The sequence below is a fragment of the Empedobacter sp. R750 genome, assembly GCF_030324345.1.
In the GTDB taxonomy this organism is placed as follows: Bacteria; Bacteroidota; Bacteroidia; order Flavobacteriales; family Weeksellaceae; genus Empedobacter; species Empedobacter falsenii_C.
This window is the reverse complement of the sequence record NZ_JACAGF010000003.1, coordinates 244238-264899: the sequence shown is the minus strand read 5'-3', so window position 1 is coordinate 264899 and position 20662 is coordinate 244238. Positions and strand designations below refer to the sequence as shown.

Here is a 20662-nt window from a genome sequence, read left to right as displayed (position 1 = left end):
TGAACTCGTTTCAGAATCACATATTATTAAGTTGATGAGAAGCTGAAATAAATTAAGCTTGACAAAGCATAAAAAAAAGGACTTCAATTGAAGTCCTTTTTTTGTGTTATATTGAAATAATTATTTTACTAATTTTTTCTCAGCATCACGATAGAAATTTTCTTTTTGATCGTTTCCTAACGTTTTGTAAGCTTGAATTAAGTTACGAATAACTTGACGATTTTCTGGTTGAATTTCGTACATCTTTTCAAGATAAGGAGCTGCTTCTGTAAACAAAGCTTTACGTTTTGCTTCGTTTGCGTTATAAACTTCTTTCTCTTTTTTAGATGTTCCTAAATTGTTGTTCATTGTTTCAACAATTTCTTTATCTGGTTGCAAAATAGCTAAAACTAAATTGTTATAAGACTCGAAATGTTTAGGATTTAATTCAATCGCTTTTTTAAACAAGTTTTTAGATTCTGCTGCTTTAGAAGCGTCATCTAAATATAAAACACCTAAGTTATAATAATTTTGCGCATCGTTTGGATTGATTTTAATCGCTTCTTCGATACGTTTTGTCATTTTATCAGCGTTTCCAGAAACTTGGTAAATTCCAGTTGCGATGTTGTTGATGTCAGCATCTTTTGGATATTTTGTAGTTGCTTCTTCTACGATAGCATCGTATTTTTTTGCATTGTACAATCCATTAAGTGCCAAAACATACATATCACGGTTGTAATCTTTTGTTTGATTAGCTGATTTACCAGTGAATCCTTTTGCTGCTAATTCTTTCAAAATCGTTAACGATTTATCATAATCAGCTGCGTTGTAAAAACAGATTGCTGCTTGATATTTATAGATATCTTCTTTTGTACCTAAAGCTTCAACTAGGTTATAAACATTTAAGAATTTTGTTCCAGCTTCTGTGTATTGTTTAGCGTCCATTGCTTTGTTTGCGGCGTCTAATTCTTTGTTTGCTAAATTAGAAACCTCAGATTGCAACAAGAAACCATATTTTGGTTGTAAAGCAACTTCTTTTGCTTTTGCGTAATTACCACCAGTTGTAGCTTTATCTAAATCAGCTTGAGAATAGTAAAATTCGTCTTTTTTAGAGTCTTTATTTTTGACTTGCCAAACTTTACCGTTTTCGTATTTAGATAATTTTGCTAAATCTTGACTTGCTTTTGTAACATCGCCTTTAGCTAAGTTTTCTTTTGCTGATTTATTATATTTTTCAGCTAAAACTGTAGGTTCTGTCGTTAATTCTTCTGTGTTAGTTTGAGCGAATGATGTTGACATTGCTAAAACTAATCCTAAACTAAATAATAATTTTTTCATTGATTATTCATTATTTGGATCCTCAGCAGGCATTTCTTCTGCTTGAGTTTCGTTGTTTTCGTTTGTGTTTTCTACAACAATTGGATTTCCTTCTTCATCAAGTTCTACCTCGTCTTCCAATTCTTCTTCAACTTGTACTTTTGCAATTGCTGCAATTTCATCGTTCTTTTTCAAGTTAATCAATCGAACACCTTGCGTTGCACGACCCATTACACGAATTTCATCTAAACCAGTTCTAATTGCAACTCCAGATTTATTAATAATCATTAAATCATCTTCGTCTGTAACAGCTTCAATCGCGATTAATTTTCCTGTTTTATCGGTAATATTAAGAGTTGTTACACCTTTACCGCCACGATTCGTTTCACGATAATCTTCGATAGAAGAACGTTTTCCGTAACCTTGTTCAGAAACAACTAATACAGTTTCTTTTTCTACATCAGTCACAACAATCATCCCGATAACCTCATTATCTGGTTGATCCCCTAAATTGATACCACGAACTCCAGAAGCAGTACGACCCATTGGACGAACTTTTTCGTCTTCGAAACGGATAGCTTTACCATATTTAGAAGCGATCATGATTTGAGATTTACCATCTGTTAATAATGCTTCTAATAATGTATCACCTTCACGAACTGTAATTGCGTTAATACCATTTACACGTGGACGAGAATAAGCTTCTAAAGATGTTTTCTTGATGATACCATTTTTAGTTACCATGATTACGTAATTATTATTTACGTATTCTTCGTTCATTAAATCGTGTGTAAGGATATATGCTTTTACTTTATCATCTGGTTCGATGTTGATCAAATTCTGAATTGCACGACCTTTTGATGTTTTAGAACCTTCTGGAATTTCGTACACACGCATCCAATAACATTTTCCTTTTTCTGTAAAGAATAACATGTATTGGTGGTTAGATGCCGAAACCATATATTCTAAGAAGTCTTCGTCACGTGTTGTAGCGGCTCTATTACCAACTCCTCCACGAGATTGTTTGCGGTATTCAGAAAGTGGTGTACGTTTGATGTAACCCATGTGAGAAATTGTTAAAACAACTTGCTCATCAGGAATTAAATCTTCAATATTTAAGTCTCCACCTGCATAATCGATATCTGTACGACGTTCGTCACCATATTTTTTACGAACTTCTAATAACTCTTCTTTGATAATTTGCATACGTAAATCTTCGTTTGCTAAAATATCTTTCAAATGATTAATCATTTTCATGATTTCTTCGTACTCTTCACGAATTTTATCAATCTCAAGACCAGTTAATGTACGTAAACGTAAATCTAAGATTGCACGTGCTTGAATTTCTGATAACTCGAAAGCTTCCATTAATCCTGTACGCGCTTCGTCTGGTGTTGCAGATTCGCGAATGATTTTAATTGCACGATCAAGATCATCTTGTGTTCCGATTACTTTCATGTAACCTTCTAAGATATGAGCTCTTTCTTGTGCCTTTCTCAATTCATATTCAGTACGACGAACAATCACTTCGTGACGGTGTTCTACGAAATGATAAATCATGTCTTTCAAGTTCAATTGCTCTGGTCTACCTTTTACCAAGGCAATATTATTTACACTGAAAGATGATTGTAATTGAGTGAATTTATATAGTTTATTTAAAACAACGTTAGGAACCGCATCCATTTTAAGGACATAAACGATACGCATACCTTTACGGTCAGATTCGTCACGAATCTCAGAAATACCATCTAATTTACCATCTTTTACCAACTCAGCAGTTTTTGCAATCATATCTGCTTTGTTAACTTGGTAAGGAATTTCTGTAGCAATAATACAATCGCGACCATGTACTTCTTCGAAATTAGTTTTTGCACGTAAAACAACACGTCCACGTCCAGTTTCGAAAGCTTGTTTTACACCATCGTAACCATAAATTGTACCTCCTGTTGGGAAGTCTGGTGCTTTGATGTATTGTGTTAATTCGTCAATTGTAATCTCACGATTGTCGATGTAAGCAATTGTTCCGTCAATAACTTCTGTTAAGTTATGTGGCGCCATATTTGTTGCCATACCAACCGCAATACCAGATGCACCATTTACCAATAAGTTTGGAACACGAGTAGGTAATACAGTAGGTTCTTGGATAGTATCGTCAAAGTTTAGTTGAAAGTCAACTGTCTCTTTATCTAAATCAGCTAATAATTCGTCTGAAATTTTTTGAAGTCTTGCTTCAGTATAACGCATTGCAGCAGGTGGATCACCATCTACAGAACCGTAGTTACCTTGTCCGTCTACCAATAAGTAACGCAAAGACCAAGGTTGCGCCATACGTACCATTGTGTCGTAAACAGAAATGTCGCCATGTGGGTGGAATTTACCTAAAACTTCCCCTACAATACGTGCCGACTTTTTGTAAGAACGATTAGAAAAAACACCTAATTCATACATTCCGAATAATACTCTACGGTGTACAGGTTTTAAACCATCACGCACATCCGGAAGCGCACGAGATACGATTACCGACATCGAATAATCGATGTAAGCGGATTTCATTTCATCCTCAATGTTAATTGGGATTAGTCTTTCTCCTTCAGTCATATTGTTTTGTTATATAAGGTGGCTAATATACGAATTTTAAGCTAAAAAAAGACTGATAAAAACAAGATATTTGATGTTTTATGAAAGTTTTAAGGAAACTTTTCTAATCCTTCTAAAAATAGCTTCGTTTGATCTTCGCAAATGATATTGTTGATAAGTTTTAATTGTTATTGTTTTAATTTTCTCTTGCTTAACAAAAAAATGTTTTTATATTTGCACTTCGAAAATTACAAAGTGTAGAACGGAACGCGGTTTACTATTAATTCAGCTTTTTTGTAATTTTCTATCAATTTGATTTTTGAATTAATAATAATAACTGTATATTTGCAACCCATTCGAGTAATGGATTAGAAACTTAGTAAAGATGAGTAAGAGAACATTTCAACCAAGTAACAGAAAAAAAAGAAACAAACACGGATTCCGTGAGCGTATGGCTTCTAAAAACGGGCGCAAAGTATTAGCTGCTCGTAGAAAGAAAGGAAGAAAAGCATTAACTGTTAGTGAAGTAAGAGCTAAAAGATAATCGCTACAATTCATAAAAAATAAGCTTGAAGGTCGTTCTTTCAAGCTTTTTTTTTACATTTGTTTTAAAGACTGTAGAAAGTATGGAAGCTAAAAATGTAATTGAGTTAAGTCAATCATCTATATATCAAAGAAATCATTTAGTATTATCTGACGTTAATTTCACTCTTAACGAAGGAGAATTTGTTTACCTTATCGGAAAAACAGGAAGTGGAAAAAGTAGTCTATTGAAAGTGCTTTATGGTGATTTGCCGCTTCAATCAGGACAAGGTTCTGTGGTTGGAATGGATTTGAAATCACTGAAAACAAGTAAAATTCCTGATCTTAGAAGACATTTAGGAATCGTTTTCCAAGATTTCCAATTGTTAACAGATCGTACGGTAGAGCAAAATTTGACGTTCGTGTTGAAAGCAACAGGTTGGAAGGATAAAGCGACAATTGATAAACGTATTGATGAGGTTTTAGATTCGGTAGGGATGTTGTCTAAAAAGAAAATGATGCCGTTCCGTCTTTCTGGAGGTGAACAACAACGTGTTTCTATTGCTCGTGCTTTATTAAATCATCCTGAATTAATTTTAGCCGATGAGCCAACAGGAAATTTAGATCCAGAAACATCAAATGATATTATGGATTTGTTGTTGTCGGTTTCTAAAGAAAATAATTGTGCAGTTTTGATGGCTACACACGATTACGAAATTATTCGTCGTTATCCTGCGCGTAAGGTACGTTGTGAAGACGGAAGATTATTTGAAGTTGCAGAAGCGATATCAGAATAAGATAAATTACACAATATAATTTTAAAGAAAGAGTTTACTTAGTTGTAGACTCTTTTTTTTGTTAAATAATTAACTAATGTATCAAGGCAAAAAACTTCATTTTATAAGTATGGATGTTCCATTTCCTCCCAATTATGGAGGCGTTATAGACGTTTTTTATAAATTGAAAGCATTTCATCAACTTGGGGTTGAGATTTATTTACATTTGTTTGGGTTTAACGAAACAGATAGCGATGTTTTAAGAATATATGCTAAAGAAGTTTATTTTTATCCAATACATCAAAAGCCTTATTATATTTTTCAGAAATATCCTATTTCAGTAAAATCTAGGGATAGCAAATTATTGTATGAACGAATTAAATCGTTGAAAGCACCTATTTTTTTTGAAAGTCTAAAAACAACATTTATTTTGAATAAATATAACCTTGAAGGTTGTTCTAAATATTTGCGACTACATAATATTGAGCAAAATTATTTTTCTGGATTAGCTGTAAGCGAGAAGAATCTGGTGAAAAAAGCATTGTTTTATATTGAGGCAAAAAAATATATTCAATACGAAAATATTATCCATCAGTTTGATGAAGTTTTTACACTCTCTAAATTTGAACAAAATTATATCCAAGAAAAATACAACAAAGGAAAATTTGTGCCTGTTTTTCATGGAAATGAAACTTTTCAATCACTAAGTGAAAAAGGAAAATTTGCTTTATATCATGGAGATTTGAGAGCTTCGGACAATTGTAAAGTAGTCGATTTCTTGATAGAAGTGTTTAAAGGAATTGATTATCCTTTCGTTATTGCTTCAGGTTCTAGAGAAAATTGGGTAAAAGCAAAAATTAAAAATCATCCTCATATACAATTTGTTAAATTGAAAGATTTTGATCATTTGAAGAATCTTTTCGAAAAAGCACATCTCAATATAGCGTGGTCTTTTCAGGAATCTGGAACAAAACTAAAAGTGATAAATGCATTATTTAATAGTCGTTTTTCGATAATAAATGAAAATGTGATAGATGATGAGAAAATTAGTGGACTTTGTGTTCAAGTTTCGAATAAATCAGAGCTGATAAAAGCTATTAATTATTTAAAAAATCACCCTTTTTTAGCATCAAAAGAATATATAGATACGCTTGAATATGATTTGAATGATAAATTGAATGCAGAAATTATTTTGAAACAAATTTTTAATTAACTTTATGATTATGAACAGAAATCAATATGCAGATATAATTTTACAACGATTAATTGATCAAAAGGAAGAAATAAGTCAACAATATAATAGTAGCAAAGATAAGATCGGTTATTTTTGGGTTGATGATTTGTTGCCAGAAGAATTAGCTTTGGAGATAAATCAAGTTTTTCCGCAAGAAAAAGAAATGGTGTTGAAAAAAAGTTTGAAAGAAGATAAATATATTGCAGTTCAAATGAATCAATATCATCCTATTTTAGAGGAAATTATTTATGCTTTTCAAGATGAGAGAATCGTAAATTTGATTGCAGAAATTTGTGAAATAAAACAACCTATTCCAGATTCGTCTTTGTATGCTGGTGGTTTATCTATGATGGGAAATCGTCAGTTTTTGCAGCCACATTTGGATAATTCTCATGATGCGAAAAGGGAATTGTGGCGTGTGTTGAATTTGTTGTATTATGTAACACCTGACTGGAAAGAAGAATATGGTGGTAATTTGGAAGTTTGGCCAAATGGATTGAAAAATGATCAGATTACAATTTTTAGTAAATTCAATCGATTAGCAGTAATGGCAACGCATAATGATTCTTTGCATTCGGTTTCTCCAATAAAGTTTGAAGGTTTTAGAAAATGTGTTTCAAATTATTATTTTTCTAAAGAACCTTTAAGAGAAACAGATTCCTTTCATGTGACTTCGTTTAGAGGTCGTCCAGAGCAAAAGGTTTTGGATCAAGTTTTACAAGTTGATAATGCACTAAGAATGGGTGTTAGAAAAGTATTTAAAAAAGGAGTAGTGGAAAATCCACATATTTATAAAAAAGATAAAAAGTAGATTAAATTTTAATCTACTTTTTTATTTGTTCAAAAATCTCCTTTAATTTTAATTCTTCATTTTCCCAACAAAGTTCATTTGCAGCATTTGCAAGGTTTTCTTGGTAACTTCTTTTTCCTTCGTTTAAGATTTCTTGTAGTTTTTCAGCCAAATGTTTTGGATTGTGGTTGTCAATCACTTTTCCAACTTTATATTCTTCAACCATTTTTTTGATTTCAGGTAAATTTGTTGCTAAAATTGGTACTCTAGCTTGAATAAAGTCAAATAATTTATTCGGTAGAGCGTAGCGATAGCTTAATCCTAAATCTTCTTCCATACTCATTCCTACATCAGCTAAAGGTGTTATAGTTTTTAAAGTTTTTGGGGGAATATTTCCTAAAAAATGAATGCGATTAGTCAAGTTAAAATCTTTTACCAATTGTTCGTATTCAGTTTTTTTAGGTCCTTCGCCAGCAATCCAAAATTGACAATTATCAATGTGTTTAAACGCTTCAATCATTTTGTCAATTCCTCGACTCATGTTAATTGCGCCTTGATACAATAATATTTTATCGTTTGTTGGATTTTCGGGTAAGCGAAAGAAAATTAAATCTTGTTTATCGTTAAGTTTTGTTCGGTTGGGAACATTTCTAATCACAGCCGGATTAGCACCATATTCCTTGCGAAACCAATTGGCATATCCATCACTTACTGTATAAAAATACTTGATTTTTGGAACAAGAGAACGTTCTAAAGTTTTCCAAACTTTTTTTGTTTTAGGACGATTGTGTAATGATGGTAATTCTGAATAAATTTCGTGACTATCAAAAACTAAAGGAATTTTTTTGATTTTACTAACCAAATAAAAAGGAAGTAAACTATCCAAATCATTCGCTAATAAAATAGTTTGTTTATCAGCTTTTTTAAGTAAAGTGAAAAACAATTTGTAATTAAATTCTGCATACTTTTTCATTGTTGATTGATTCTTTTGTTCCATCAAAAATGTTTTGTACGGTTTATTCAATTCTGGTCTTCCGTTTATAGTCGCGCCAATCAATTCTACATCGTACCCAAACTTTAACAAAGAATGGCAAACTTTATCTAATCTTTGATCCGTTTCAATATTATTTAGTACAGCAGATAGGATTTTCAATTTTAAGGTTTTTTAAGATTATTTTCCAGGTTTGAAGACGATATAATACGCCTGAACTAAAAATAAAATCGCATTTGGAATAAGGACTGGCCAAGCCTCAATCATAGCAGCATAAATTACAAAACATACACAACCAATTGCATTGATAATGCGGATAATTGTAATCTTCGAAAAAAAGAATGCTAGTACAATAAAGACTGAAGCAAGATAGCCAAAAATATCAGCTATACCAATGTTAGATAAAAAATCCATAAAACGATAAATAAGAATGATAAAGTATAGGCAAAATTATGAAAAATAAGTCGATAACTTTGTGTAAATTTGCACAATGATAGAAACTTTATCAAAGATAAAACACAAAGATTCGCCAAACTTCTTTTTACTTGCTGGTCCATGCGCCATCGAAAGTGAAGATATGGCTTTGAGAATTGCTGAAAAAGTAGTAACAATTACTGATAAATTAGAGATTCCTTATGTTTTTAAAGGATCTTTCAAAAAAGCAAATCGTTCTCGTATTGATAGTTTTACAGGAATTGGAGATGAAAAAGCATTGAAAATTATCCAAAAAGTTGGAGAAACTTTTGATGTTCCAACAACTACAGATATCCACGAACCTTTTCATGCAGAAATGGCGGCGGCTTATGTAGATGTCTTACAAATTCCTGCTTTCTTGGTTCGTCAAACCGATTTAGTGGTTGCAGCTGCACAAACAGGGAAACATGTTACATTGAAAAAAGGTCAATTTCTTTCGCCTGAAGCAATGAAATTTCCTGTAGAAAAAGTGACAGATTCTGGTAATAGTAATGTTGCAATTATCGAGCGTGGAACTATGTTAGGTTACGGAGATTTAGTGGTAGATTATCGTGGAATTCCTGTGATGCAGAATTATGCGCCAGTTATTTTAGATATTACGCATTCTTTGCAACAACCAAATCAAGCTTCGGGTGTAACAGGAGGAAAACCAGAATTAATCGAAACAATTGCAAAAGCTGGGATTGCTGTAGGTGCTGATGGTATTTTTATCGAAACACATCCAGATCCTAAAAACGCGAAAAGTGACGGTGCAAACATGTTACAATTAGATTTGTTAGAAGACTTATTAACGAAATTGGTTAGAGTTCGTCAGGCAATTCTATAAAAATAATTTTTAAAGAAAATTTATTAAATAATACTTAGTCAAGTTGATTAAGTATTTTTAATTTTTTAGATAATGAATAATTTAATTCAGAAATATAATATTCCAGGACCTCGTTATACAAGTTATCCAACTGTTCCGTTTTGGGACAATGATGATTTTACTAAACAAGGTTGGATTGAAACTTTTCAACGATCTTTCGATGAAAGCAATGCAGAAGAAGGGATATCAATTTACATTCATTTACCTTATTGCGAGTCGTTGTGTACGTTTTGTGCATGTAACAAACGTATTACGAAACAGCATTCGGTAGAAGTTCCGTATATTGATACGGTTTTGAAAGAATGGAAATTATATGTGGATTTATTTTCATCTCGACCAAAAATTAAAGAAATTCATTTAGGAGGAGGAACACCAACGTTTTTCTCTCCAGAAAATTTGAAGAAATTAATTGATGGTATTTTTGAATATGCGGATGTTGCCGAAGGACACGAATTTAGTTTAGAAGGTCATCCAAATAACACAACAAAAGAGCATTTACAGGCTTTATACGATTTAGGTTTTAGACGTATTTCGTATGGTGTACAAGATTATGATCTGAAAGTTCAGGAAGCAATTAATCGTGTTCAACCTTTCGAGAATGTGAAAAGAGCAACAGAAGAAGCGCGCGAAATTGGCTTTACATCGATTTCTCACGATTTGATTTTTGGTCTTCCGCATCAAACAATGGAAGGAATGATGGAAACGATTAATTTGACAAAAGAATTAAATCCAGATCGTATTTCGTTTTACAGTTATGCGCACGTGCCATGGATAAAAGGTGTTGGACAACGTGGTTTTCATGACGAAGATTTGCCTTCGCCAGAATTGAAACGTGCATTATATGAAGAAGGAAAGAAAATGTTCGAGGAAATGAACTATTTCGAAGTTGGGATGGATCATTTTGCTTTAGAACAAGATTCGATGTATCAATCGATGAAAAACCATACATTACATCGTAATTTTATGGGATATTCTTCTTCGAAAACACAATTAATGGTTGGTTTAGGAGTTTCTTCTATTAGTGATTCTTGGTATAGTTTTGCACAAAACGAGAAAACGGTAGAAGAGTACGAAAAATCAATTAATAACGGAGAGTTATCCGTTTTCAAAGGTCATATTTTATCAGAAGAAGATTTGATTATGCGTCGTCATATTCTAAATTTAATGTGTAATTTAGAAACTTCTTGGGCTGATGATAATATGAAATTTGATGATGTAGATCGTATCAAAACTATGTTGCAGGATATGGTTGACGATAATTTGATTGAATTTGTAGAAAATGGTTTGATCGTAAAAGAAGAAGGACGTCCATATGTGAGAAATGTGTGTATGACATTCGATAAGAGAATGATAGATAACGAGCCAGAAACACGCATTTTCTCAATGACAATCTAATAAAATAGATAAATGTTTTAAACTTTATCAAAAAAAGTATATATTTGAATATCTCAAACAATGAAAGAAATAGAAATTCACGGTAAAAAATTTATTCCGTACATCGCTTTTGAAGAAATAGAACACGCCATCAAAAATATGGCAAACGAAGTTTACGAAGAATACAAAGACGAAAGACCGATTTTTGTTGGTGTATTAAACGGAGTTGTAATGTTCTTCAGCGATTTCTTAAAACAATATCAAGGAGAATGTGAGATTTCATTCTTGAAATTAAAATCTTACGAAGGAACAGAATCAACAGGGAAAATTACTATTGAGATGGATATTCCGATGAATGTTGAAGGACGTCACGTAATTATTTTAGAAGATATTGTAGATACAGGTAATACGTTAGTAGAGTTGCACCGAATCTTGAAAGAGAAAAAGGTAAAATCATTAAAAGTAGCAACTTTATTATTTAAGCCAGATGCTTACAAAAAAGATTTAAAGGTAGATTTAGTAGGAATCTCTATTCCTGATAAATTTGTAGTAGGTTATGGATTAGATTTTGACGGATTAGGAAGAAATTTACCAGATATTTATCAAATAAAACATTAAAACAAAATGCTAAACATTGTATTGTTCGGACCTCCTGGCAGTGGTAAAGGAACACAAGCTAAATTTTTAGAAGAAAAGTACCAAACTCCTCAAATTTCTACTGGAGACTTATTTCGTTTCAACCTTAAAAATGAAACAGAATTAGGCGCTCTTGTGAAATCTTACATGGACAAGGGACAATTAGTTCCAGATGAGGTAACAACAAATATGTTGGTTGATCATTTAGATAACAATCCAAATGCGCAAGGATATATTTTTGATGGATATCCACGTACAACATCTCAGGCAGAGGCTTTAGATAAAATCTTAGCAGATAAATACGAAAGCGAAGTTTCGATTACATTAGCATTAGTTGTGGATGACGAAATTTTGGTTCAACGTTTATTAGAGCGCGGAAAAACTTCTGGTCGTGCAGATGATGTGGACGAAAAAATTATCCGTGATCGTATTACAGAATATTACGAGAAAACTGCAATTGTAGCAGAGCACTACAAAGCGCAAGGAAAATGGGTTGAGATTGATGGAGTAGGTTCTATTGAAGATATTACCGAAAAATTGAACGCAGCAATTAAAGAAGTTTTATAAGAACAACTTTTACATTATATTAAAAATGCTCCTTTTAATTAAAGGAGCATTTTTAGTATAATGTCATTCTGAATGTATCTTTTGCGAAATGAAGAATCTGAGATTCCTCGACAAGCTCGGAATGACAATTATGTCAAGTTGAATTTATTTCAGCTTCTCATCAATTTATATCATGTGATTCTGAAACGAGTTCAGAATGACTTTACTTTTTTCCTTCAACCAAGCCTTTGCAAATGTTTTTTACAACAGCAGGGCCTTCATAAATAAAACCTGTATAAACTTGTAACAAACTTGCACCAGCTTCCAGTTTTTCTTTAGCATCTTCAGCGGTATGAATTCCACCAACTCCAATGATAGGAAATGCTTTGTTCGATTTTTCAGAAAGATAACGAATCACTTCTGTTGAACGATTTTTAAGTGGTTTTCCCGAAACTCCACCAGTTTCTTTTACAATTTCAGGATTAGATTTTAATCCTTCTCTCGAAATAGTTGTATTTGTGGCAATCACTCCTGCAATTTTAGATTCTAATACAATATCTATAATATCGTCTAATTGCGAATCTGTTAAATCTGGTGCGATTTTCAGTAAAATTGGTTTCGGTTTTTCGTTCTGATTATTGTATTGTTGCAAATAATTCAGAATGTACAATAAAGGTTCTTTTTCTTGCAAATCTCGTAATCCAGGCGTGTTTGGAGAACTAACGTTAACTACAAAATAATCTACATAATCAAACAATGCATTGAAACATTTGATATAATCATCAACAGCATCTTCGTTTGGCGTCAATTTATTTTTACCAATATTTCCACCAATAATATAGTTTTCACGATTTTTTAATTCTCTAATTTTCGAAACAGCAAAATCAACACCTTTGTTATTAAATCCCATTCGGTTGATAATCGCTTCATCTTCTACCAAACGAAACATACGCGGCGCATCATTCCCTGGTTGAGGTTTTGGTGTAACGGTTCCAATTTCGATAAAACCGAATCCGAAGTGGTTCAATTCTTCAATATATTCAGCATTTTTATCAAAACCTGCAGCTAAACCAATTGGATTTTTGAATTTAATTCCAAAAACTTCTCGTTCTAAACTTGGATGATTGTATTGATAAAATTTATCTAATAATTTTCCAACTCCAGGAAATGCAGCATAATTTTTTAGATTTCGCGTAACGAAATGATGTGCATCTTCGGGCTGTAATTGAAATAAAATGTTTTTGAATTGTTTGTACATGCTGCAAAATTAATCATATCCGATAAATAATTTACCTACTATTCATCAGTTTTACAATATTTTGAAACTTATGAATTAGATTTTAATAAACAAATTAGAAATCGTACTTTTGCAGACTAATTAAAATAAAAAAATTATGCAATCAAATTTTGTTGACTACGTAAAAATAAATTGTAGAGCAGGACATGGAGGTGCTGGTTCAGCAAGTTTGCATCGCGAAAAATATATTGACAAAGGTGGACCAGACGGTGGAGATGGTGGACGTGGAGGAAACATCACGCTTCTAGGAAACTCAAATCTTTGGACTTTGTTAGAATTTCGATTCAAAAGACATTTCCGTGCGCAAAACGGTGGACGTGGAGGTAAATCTCGTTCTACTGGAGCTGACGGTGAAGATATTATTTTGGAAGTTCCGATCGGAACAATTGCCAAAGATGAAGAAGGAAATATTATTGGCGAAGTAACAGAAAATGGGCAAGAATTAATTATTGCGCAAGGAGGAAAAGGAGGTTTAGGAAACTGGCATTTCCGTTCTGCAACGCGTCAAACGCCTCGTTATGCCCAACCAGGTTTGGATGGTGACGAGCGTCAAGTTACATTGGAGCTGAAAATTTTGGCAGATGTTGGTTTAGTTGGTTTTCCAAATGCAGGAAAATCTACTTTATTATCAGCTGTTTCGGCTGCTAAACCAAAAATTGCAGATTACGCATTTACAACGTTAACACCTAACTTGGGAATTGTAGAATACCGTAATCATCAGTCATTTATTATGGCAGACATTCCTGGAATTATCGAAGGTGCGGCAGAAGGAAAAGGTCTTGGACATCGTTTCTTGCGTCATATTGAGCGTAACTCTAATTTATTATTTTTAATTCCTGCCGATACAGAAGATTATAAAAAAGAATATGAAATTCTGTTGAATGAATTGAAAAAATTCAATCCTGAATTGTTAGATAAAGAACGAATTTTAGCAATTTCTAAGTCAGATATGTTAGATGATGAATTGGAAGCTGAGATTAAAGCGCAATTACCAACTGATATTGATACGATATTTATTTCGTCTGTTTCTGGAAAAGGAATCACAGAATTGAAAGATTTATTGTGGAAAAAACTACACGAATAACTAATTATTAAAGATAAAGACAAATGTTTGGAAATTTTGGAGACATCATGGGAATGATGGGAAAAATCAATTCATTTAAAGATAAATTTTCTGATTTGAAAAATGAATTAGATGGAGAAATTTTTACAACGACTTCTAACGATGGAAAAGTAAAAATTACAATGTCTAAATTGGCAACAGTAAAAGATATTGAACTTGCCGAAGGAATGGAAAAAGAAGAAATTGAAGATTTGTTAGTAATGACGTTAAACAAAGCGTTGGAACAAGTAAAAACAGAAGCAATTGACAGAGCGAAAAAAACGGCTCAAGAAAACTTACCAAACATTCCTGGAATGCCTTTCTAAGAAGAATTTGAAAAAAAATAAAACCCCTGAAAATTAATTTTCAGGGGTTTTTGTTTGATATCTAATTAAAAATAGAATTATTTAATAATCAATTTTGATGTTGATTGACCTTCATTAGATGAAACTTTTATGATATAAACTCCTGATGGTAAATTCGTATCGATTTGTTTCTTTAAATTTCCAGAAGCATTTTCAGAAATTGAATAAACTATTCTTCCATTTACATCAACAATCTCAATATTTACTTTTCCAGAAGCTTTTTGTTCAATTGTGAATTGCCCATTAGACGGATTTGGATATATTGTAGATTTAGTTGTGTTTAAATCTTTGGTAGCTAATAATCCTGTAGAGAATTTTTTTACAGCTAAATAAACATTATCAACAGCTTCAATCATAATATAACCTTCTGTAACATCTTTAGCGTTACTAGGCATTTGGAAATTAGCTGATCCTGTATTATCAACAATTCCTAATTCTTCGAATGTTTTTCCTGCATCCCATGAAATTGAAACTTTAACTTTTGTAGTTTCGATAGGAGCTTCGTTAGTTTTAGCAACATCCCATGTGACATCAAAATTAGAAGCATTAATTGGTAATTTGTTATTTGTTGCGTCTGGAGTAAGAACAACAAAAGGACCAACTCCAGCGGTAGCCATTACTTTTACACTTCCGTTTTGAGTTTGGGGACCTTGTACGTTATAATCTCTCGCAGTTACAGTAAAATCATATGTTCTTGCAACAGAAGTTAGAGATTCCCAAACTACATTTCCTGTTCCAGTGTGTAATAATTTACCTGCTAAAATAGAAGTGAAATTAGGGAAATATCTGTATGTTTCTTTAACAGGAGAAAAAGATCTAAAGTTAGGACCAGATGTTTTTGTTTCCTTCACTCTACTATTCGCATTTGTTGTAGCGCTTGTTCCAGAATTGTTTTGTTCCCACGTAGTTAAAACAGCATCATTTTCAGCATCAGTAATTGTAGCATTTAATTTGAATGCTGTTCCCACAGGGATTCTGTATAAAGCTTTTTCTAATTGTATGTTTGGAGGAGTGTTTAGAATTGGTTTTTCTACACCACAACTTTTAGTTTTTAAGTTGTTCTGAACTTGAGCTATACTTCTGTATGTGAAATAATCATCAGAATTTGATTGAACATTATAAGACGTAATACCTGCATATCCCATTACCGTAGAGCCACTTCCAGGTTCAACATTAACTCCTGTACCTTCATAAATGTGAGAATAAGTATGATTAGCTCCCATTTGATGTCCAATTTCATGAGCAACATAATCGATATCAAATTTATCTCCAGAAGGAATTTTGTTTGCAGGAGAAGTCATACCACTCCCTTTTCCATCAGGAAATGCTGTATCACATACACATCCAATACACCCTGCATTTCCTCCTCCTCCTTGAGAGCCGAAGAAGTGTCCAATGTCATATTTATCTTCACCAAGATTATTTGTTAAATAAGTTTGTAATTCAACTTGCCATGTAGATAAATAATAAGGGGCTGAACCATATGTAGGGTGATCTGCCATTCCTTGTGCAGGAGCTGAATATGGATCAGTACTTGCATCTGTAAATATTAAATCATCAATATTATCAATGAATTGGAAATTAACTGACATATCTTTTTCAAATACTCCATTTACACGTGTCATGGTATTTGTCATAGCTGCCAAAGCTTTTTCTTTTGTACCACCAAAATAAGCCGAATATTCTCCAGGAACAGAAAGTGCTAATCGATATGTTTTAAAAACTTGATTATTGGCTTTGTTCTGTAAGTTAGAAGAATCTTCTTTATTAGCTTGATGTTTTGAAATTAGTTCATTTGTTGAACAAACAAAATTACTTACAGCTTTACTAGAACTATGAACTTCGTAATATGTTGAACCTTCAACATCATAAGATTCAATAAAGTCTGATTTTCCTTCATTTCTAAATATAGAAGAACTCAATCCTAAAGGAGTTACACTAAATCTTAAATAAACAGATGGATCATCTAAACTTTTTCCAACGTATGAGCGAATATTAGGATATTTCTCTTGTAATTTTGGAGATAAGATTGAAGCTTCCCATATCATGTATTTTTGAATACTACCATCAGATGTAGGCATGTCAACAACCACTCCTGATTGATTACTAGTATTCGATGGGGCTAATGTTAATTTATTTTTCAAAGTATTGATATCCATTGAATATACTTTTGAATTTTGATATTCAGTAGTAATATTTTTACTTTTTAAAAAATAACTAGGTACTTCCTTCCAATTTTGTGCGTTAGCATAACCGAATAAGGATAAAACTGATAGAGTGAATAAAAGTTTTTTCATTAAATATTGTTAATTATATTTGTTAATTAATGATAAAACTAATAAAATTTTATGAGAATAGCTTTTTATCTTTCAATATTTTTAGGAATTATTACTTTGCTATCGTGTCAAAAAAATAATTATTCTAACCAAAATAAACAAGAAAATATACTATCTGTAGAAAGAATAGAATCGTCAAGAAAAATGCACTATGACTTAATTGTAGATAAATCTACTATTGTATTAATCAAAAATGAAAACGATACAATAAAGATAAAAAATACTACGAAAGAATGGGAGAATTTAACAAAACTTATGGATCAAATCTTGTTAGAAAAATTAGAAAATATCAAATCTCCAAGTCAAGCTTTTATGCATGATGGTGCTCCAAATGTAGTTTTGAAATTTCAAACAAAAGATTCAACTTATTATTCAAATCCATACGATAAAGGTAATCCAGCAAAAGAATTAAAGAAAATTGATGATTATTTGACAGAGTTATCAACTTCTTTATCTAAATAAAATTCATCATCTTCATTTTCCAACGATTCCAAATATTCTGCTTTCAAACGTTCTTGTTCTTGGTAAATATCCCATAAACGTTCAGCTTGCGGGTCATAATAATTTTCTTGATCCCATTTCGGAACTTCTTTTTGTGGACCAATATTTCTAAACAGATAAGCGAAAAATGCACCCGAGATAAATCCACTCAAATGTCCTTCCCAAGAAATAGAATTGCTACTTGTATCTGTTTTTAACTGCGGTAAAATTTCTTGAGGAACCATTCCCCAAATCATTCCGCCGTATAATAAAATAATGATTAACGAAATTGCCATTAAACCACGTTCTTTTCTGATTATTCCACTGAAAAATATAAACGAAGCTAATAAGTAAACGATAGAACTTGCTCCAATATGACAGCTTACATTGTCATCTAAAAAAGGTGGGTTTCCAATGATCCAAAGAATAATTCCTGATAAAATCCAACCAAAGAATATCACGTAATAAGCCAATCTATCGTACATCAATAGTGCGATAAAGCTAAGAAAAGCTAATGGAAAAGTATTGCTGATAATGTGTTTCCAACCCGAGTGAAATAAAGGTGAGAACAGAATACCTTTCAATCCTACGAAAGTTCTCGGAATAACGCCGTAACAACTGTCTAAATTGTATCCGTTTTGTTGAAACAAAAAGATAATCCACATTGGGATAAGTAGTAAGAGAGGAATTATAATAGTTTTCTTTGGAAAAGGATAACTCATAAAATTGGTTTCGAAAACATCTTTCAATCTTTATTCCTTTCCAGAAAGTCTGCCAATTTTGGTCAAATTAAGCTTGATAGCGTTTTAATAATTCTTGCGCAAGCAATTTCCAATCGGTCCATTTTACGCCTAATTGATGATTTTGAATAGCAATTTTATGTTGGTAATTTAAATGCTTAATCACTTCTTTATAAGCTTTTATCAAATTAAAATTCGGATCGTAAATATGAGTAGCTTCAGAATTTGCACCATTAATTTCGAGTATGACAAAATTTCCGTTCTGAAAATCCTCTAAGCTTTTTGCTTTCAAATCGATTCGTCCATAATAAAAACCATCAATTTTTTTTGCAATTTGATCTATAGTTTCTTCTAATTTAGATGTTTTTAGAGAAGATCCATCCAAAAAAGTTGTACCTCGACTATGATTTCCAATTGGTTCAACCAATAATTTTTCATCTTTTTGAAGAACTGAATTTAGTTCGTTTTGAAAACGTTTAAACAAATACTCTTTTCGGTAAAAAGCTCTTAAATTTTGTTCGATTAATTCTTTCAATGTTGATTTTCCATTACCTGTAAACGTCAAAAAATCTTTAGCTGTAATCGAAAGTATTTTGCCATTTTTTTCTTTTGGTAATCGAACATAGAAAATACCAAATTCAAAATTAGATTGAATATATTCTTGTAAAATTAAATCGCGATTATTTTGTTCTAAATAATTTTTCCAATCAATTTCATTTCTGATTAATTCAACACCAATACCACGTTCACCCAGATTTGGTTTCGCAATAAAAGGAAAATCAAACGGAATTTCTTGTGTTGTAAATTCTTTAAAAAAACTAGTTTTTGGCTTATAATTTTCATCAATTTGATTGAGCAAATCAATTTTAGAATAATCAATAAATCCGCCCCATTTCATTGTAGGATTTGCCGAACAAAAGTAGGCTGGAGCACCTGCTTGAAAGATTTTATAAATGTACCAAGGCGTCAATGGCGCATAAAATAACCAGAATGGCCAAAATTCGTATCGTGTCCATTTCGTTATTTTTGGGTTCATTTCTCTTGATTTTGAAAAGCAATTGTAGAAGATGCAATTCCAAAATTTTGTGGAATTTTAATCGTTGGAAAATGAGTTTCTATAGCAATTTTAATCAATGCAAAATGATGAACGCTGTGATCAAAACAATACATTAATTCACGATAATTTGTGGTATTAATTGTGAAGTTTTCTCCGTAGTAATTCTGTTTTAGCTGAATTGTTTTTTCTAAATCTAAACGTTCTATTTCTGATTTTAGATGATTCAATGTATTCGAACTTTCGACAACCGAATTTTCTAAAGCACGATTTCGTTCTCTGTCATCATAACAAATGCAATTGTTTTTTTGAGCATGTAAAAAGCACGAATAAAACTCGATAATATGTCGAAAATGTTGACCAACAGAAGCATCAGAAATGATTTCTAATTCCTTTTGAAAAGACATATCGTCAAATTGCAAAAGAATCGATTTCATTTCATCAAAAGAATGCGCTATAGTTTTCTGAATACTCATAATTCTTTGCAAAGATAAATTTTTACATTTGAACTAAATTGAAAAATGAGATGTGTATAATCAGTTTTTACAGAAATGAGGATGAATTTGTGTTGACACACAACCGAGATGAGGAAATTAATCGTTCTTCTTCTAAAGAGATTGTGGAGCAAAAGCGTTTTGATAAAACCTATTTTTCGCCTGTAGATGAGCGTGCGAATGGGACTTGGATTTTTTATTCGGAGCAATATGTTGCGTGTATTTTGAATGGAGGAATAGAAAAACCAACGCATTTCAAAGAGAAATACAGAGAAAGTAGAGGAATTATCTTGTTAGATTTATTGAAATATAATTCTGTAAATGAGTTTATTAATTCGGAAAATTTGTCAGAAATCGCACCTTTTACAATTTTTGTTTTTGAAAGAACAACTAAAAATGCTTACCTTTTGTTTTGGAATGAAAATAAACTGAGCGTAAAAGATGTTTCGCAAGAAAAAATTGTGACATGGTGTTCGTCGACATTGTATAGTCCTGAAAGAAGAAATGAAATTGATGAAATTTTTAACCAAAATAATGAGTTAAATTCCGAAGAAATTTTAGAACTTCACGATGATTTGAAAATGAATAAAGGCGATTTGTACGATTTTTTAGCAACGACATCTATCTCTCAAATTATTATGAATTCTTTAAGAATTGATATGAAATATTGTCAGCTATTTTGAAATTAATAGACAATAATTCGTTATTTTAAG

Annotated in this window: 21 protein-coding genes; 12 read left to right on the top strand and 9 right to left on the bottom strand. The window is 31.9% G+C overall.

What is annotated here, in order from left to right:
• Window positions 1-120 precede the first annotated feature (120 nt).
• Complete coding sequence (locus HXZ74_RS05355) at window positions 121-1317, bottom strand: tetratricopeptide repeat protein (protein ID WP_286474179.1); 1197 nt, start codon at window positions 1315-1317, stop codon at window positions 121-123.
• A 3-nt stretch (window positions 1318-1320) separates the two neighbouring features.
• Window positions 1321-3894, bottom strand: a complete 2574-nt coding sequence (gene gyrA, locus HXZ74_RS05350) for a DNA gyrase subunit A (protein WP_286474176.1) — start codon at window positions 3892-3894, stop codon at window positions 1321-1323.
• Between the two features lie 364 nt (window positions 3895-4258).
• Here gyrA and rpmH point away from each other — a divergent pair, with 364 nt between their 5' ends.
• The 4 genes from rpmH (at window position 4259) to HXZ74_RS05330 (ending at window position 7216) form a co-directional block, all read left to right on the top strand.
• Window positions 4259-4417 (top strand): 50S ribosomal protein L34, encoded by a 159-nt coding sequence (gene rpmH / locus HXZ74_RS05345; protein WP_019974979.1) that lies wholly within the window; start codon window positions 4259-4261, stop codon window positions 4415-4417.
• Window positions 4418-4499: 82 nt separating this feature from the next.
• On the top strand, window positions 4500-5192 hold the full coding sequence (locus HXZ74_RS05340; protein WP_038333079.1) for a cell division ATP-binding protein FtsE: 693 nt from the start codon (window positions 4500-4502) through the stop codon (window positions 5190-5192).
• A 76-nt stretch (window positions 5193-5268) separates the two neighbouring features.
• Entirely contained in the window at window positions 5269-6384 is a 1116-nt protein-coding gene (locus HXZ74_RS05335) for a hypothetical protein (protein WP_286474173.1), read from the top strand.
• Between the two features lie 10 nt (window positions 6385-6394).
• Entirely contained in the window at window positions 6395-7216 is an 822-nt protein-coding gene (locus HXZ74_RS05330) for a 2OG-Fe(II) oxygenase (protein WP_286474171.1), read from the top strand.
• A gap of 13 nt (window positions 7217-7229) precedes the next feature.
• On the opposite strand, the gene HXZ74_RS05325 is transcribed toward HXZ74_RS05330, so the two are convergent.
• On the bottom strand, window positions 7230-8348 hold the full coding sequence (locus tag HXZ74_RS05325) for a glycosyltransferase (protein WP_286474169.1): 1119 nt from the start codon (window positions 8346-8348) through the stop codon (window positions 7230-7232).
• 18 nt (window positions 8349-8366) lie between these two features.
• The gene (locus HXZ74_RS05320; protein ID WP_052217635.1) at window positions 8367-8600 is read right to left on the bottom strand and encodes a hypothetical protein; all 234 of its coding nucleotides are present in this window, start codon (window positions 8598-8600) and stop codon (window positions 8367-8369) included.
• A 76-nt stretch (window positions 8601-8676) separates the two neighbouring features.
• Between HXZ74_RS05320 and kdsA the strand changes: the two genes are divergently transcribed.
• The 4 genes from kdsA (at window position 8677) to HXZ74_RS05300 (ending at window position 12102) form a co-directional block, all read left to right on the top strand.
• Window positions 8677-9486 carry a 3-deoxy-8-phosphooctulonate synthase gene (gene kdsA, locus HXZ74_RS05315; RefSeq protein WP_038333085.1) on the top strand — a complete coding sequence of 270 codons (810 nt, stop codon included), beginning with the start codon at window positions 8677-8679 and terminating at the stop codon, window positions 9484-9486.
• Between the two features lie 72 nt (window positions 9487-9558).
• Window positions 9559-10920: an oxygen-independent coproporphyrinogen III oxidase gene (gene hemN / locus HXZ74_RS05310; protein WP_286474167.1), complete on the top strand. Its 1362-nt coding sequence runs from the start codon at window positions 9559-9561 to the stop codon at window positions 10918-10920.
• A gap of 60 nt (window positions 10921-10980) precedes the next feature.
• On the top strand, window positions 10981-11517 hold the full coding sequence (gene hpt / locus HXZ74_RS05305; protein ID WP_038333090.1) for a hypoxanthine phosphoribosyltransferase: 537 nt from the start codon (window positions 10981-10983) through the stop codon (window positions 11515-11517).
• 6 nt (window positions 11518-11523) lie between these two features.
• Window positions 11524-12102 carry an adenylate kinase gene (locus HXZ74_RS05300; RefSeq protein ID WP_125350758.1) on the top strand — a complete coding sequence of 193 codons (579 nt, stop codon included), beginning with the start codon at window positions 11524-11526 and terminating at the stop codon, window positions 12100-12102.
• A 202-nt stretch (window positions 12103-12304) separates the two neighbouring features.
• Here the strand turns inward: HXZ74_RS05300 and HXZ74_RS05295 are convergent, their stop codons facing one another.
• Complete coding sequence (locus HXZ74_RS05295; RefSeq protein ID WP_280062872.1) at window positions 12305-13339, bottom strand: quinone-dependent dihydroorotate dehydrogenase; 1035 nt, start codon at window positions 13337-13339, stop codon at window positions 12305-12307.
• A gap of 136 nt (window positions 13340-13475) precedes the next feature.
• Between HXZ74_RS05295 and obgE the strand changes: the two genes are divergently transcribed.
• Entirely contained in the window at window positions 13476-14462 is a 987-nt protein-coding gene (gene obgE, locus HXZ74_RS05290) for a GTPase ObgE (RefSeq protein WP_038333097.1), read from the top strand.
• Between the two features lie 23 nt (window positions 14463-14485).
• Window positions 14486-14806 (top strand): YbaB/EbfC family nucleoid-associated protein, encoded by a 321-nt coding sequence (locus HXZ74_RS05285; protein ID WP_038333099.1) that lies wholly within the window; start codon window positions 14486-14488, stop codon window positions 14804-14806.
• Between the two features lie 77 nt (window positions 14807-14883).
• Here the strand turns inward: HXZ74_RS05285 and HXZ74_RS05280 are convergent, their stop codons facing one another.
• On the bottom strand, window positions 14884-17004 hold the full coding sequence (locus HXZ74_RS05280) for a zinc-dependent metalloprotease (protein WP_160279583.1): 2121 nt from the start codon (window positions 17002-17004) through the stop codon (window positions 14884-14886).
• A gap of 189 nt (window positions 17005-17193) precedes the next feature.
• On the opposite strand from HXZ74_RS05280, the gene HXZ74_RS05275 reads away from it, so the two are divergent.
• A complete protein-coding gene (locus HXZ74_RS05275) occupies window positions 17194-17643 on the top strand; it encodes a hypothetical protein (protein ID WP_280062877.1) in 450 nt (149 codons plus the stop codon).
• On the opposite strand, the gene HXZ74_RS05270 is transcribed toward HXZ74_RS05275, so the two are convergent.
• The 3 genes from HXZ74_RS05270 to HXZ74_RS05260 all read right to left on the bottom strand — a co-directional run bounded on the left by HXZ74_RS05270 (window position 17607) and on the right by HXZ74_RS05260 (window position 19931).
• Window positions 17607-18383: a rhomboid family intramembrane serine protease gene (locus tag HXZ74_RS05270; protein WP_260392487.1), complete on the bottom strand. Its 777-nt coding sequence runs from the start codon at window positions 18381-18383 to the stop codon at window positions 17607-17609. The genes HXZ74_RS05275 and HXZ74_RS05270 overlap by 37 nt on opposite strands.
• A 67-nt stretch (window positions 18384-18450) precedes the next feature.
• The gene (locus tag HXZ74_RS05265; protein ID WP_280062878.1) at window positions 18451-19437 is read right to left on the bottom strand and encodes an ATP-grasp domain-containing protein; all 987 of its coding nucleotides are present in this window, start codon (window positions 19435-19437) and stop codon (window positions 18451-18453) included.
• Entirely contained in the window at window positions 19434-19931 is a 498-nt protein-coding gene (locus HXZ74_RS05260) for a hypothetical protein (RefSeq protein WP_038333107.1), read from the bottom strand. Before HXZ74_RS05260 ends, HXZ74_RS05265 begins: the two co-directional genes overlap by 4 nt.
• 50 nt (window positions 19932-19981) lie before the next feature.
• Between HXZ74_RS05260 and HXZ74_RS05255 the strand changes: the two genes are divergently transcribed.
• Window positions 19982-20632: an NRDE family protein gene (locus HXZ74_RS05255; protein ID WP_152606108.1), complete on the top strand. Its 651-nt coding sequence runs from the start codon at window positions 19982-19984 to the stop codon at window positions 20630-20632.
• The last annotated feature ends 30 nt before the right edge of the window (window positions 20633-20662 follow it).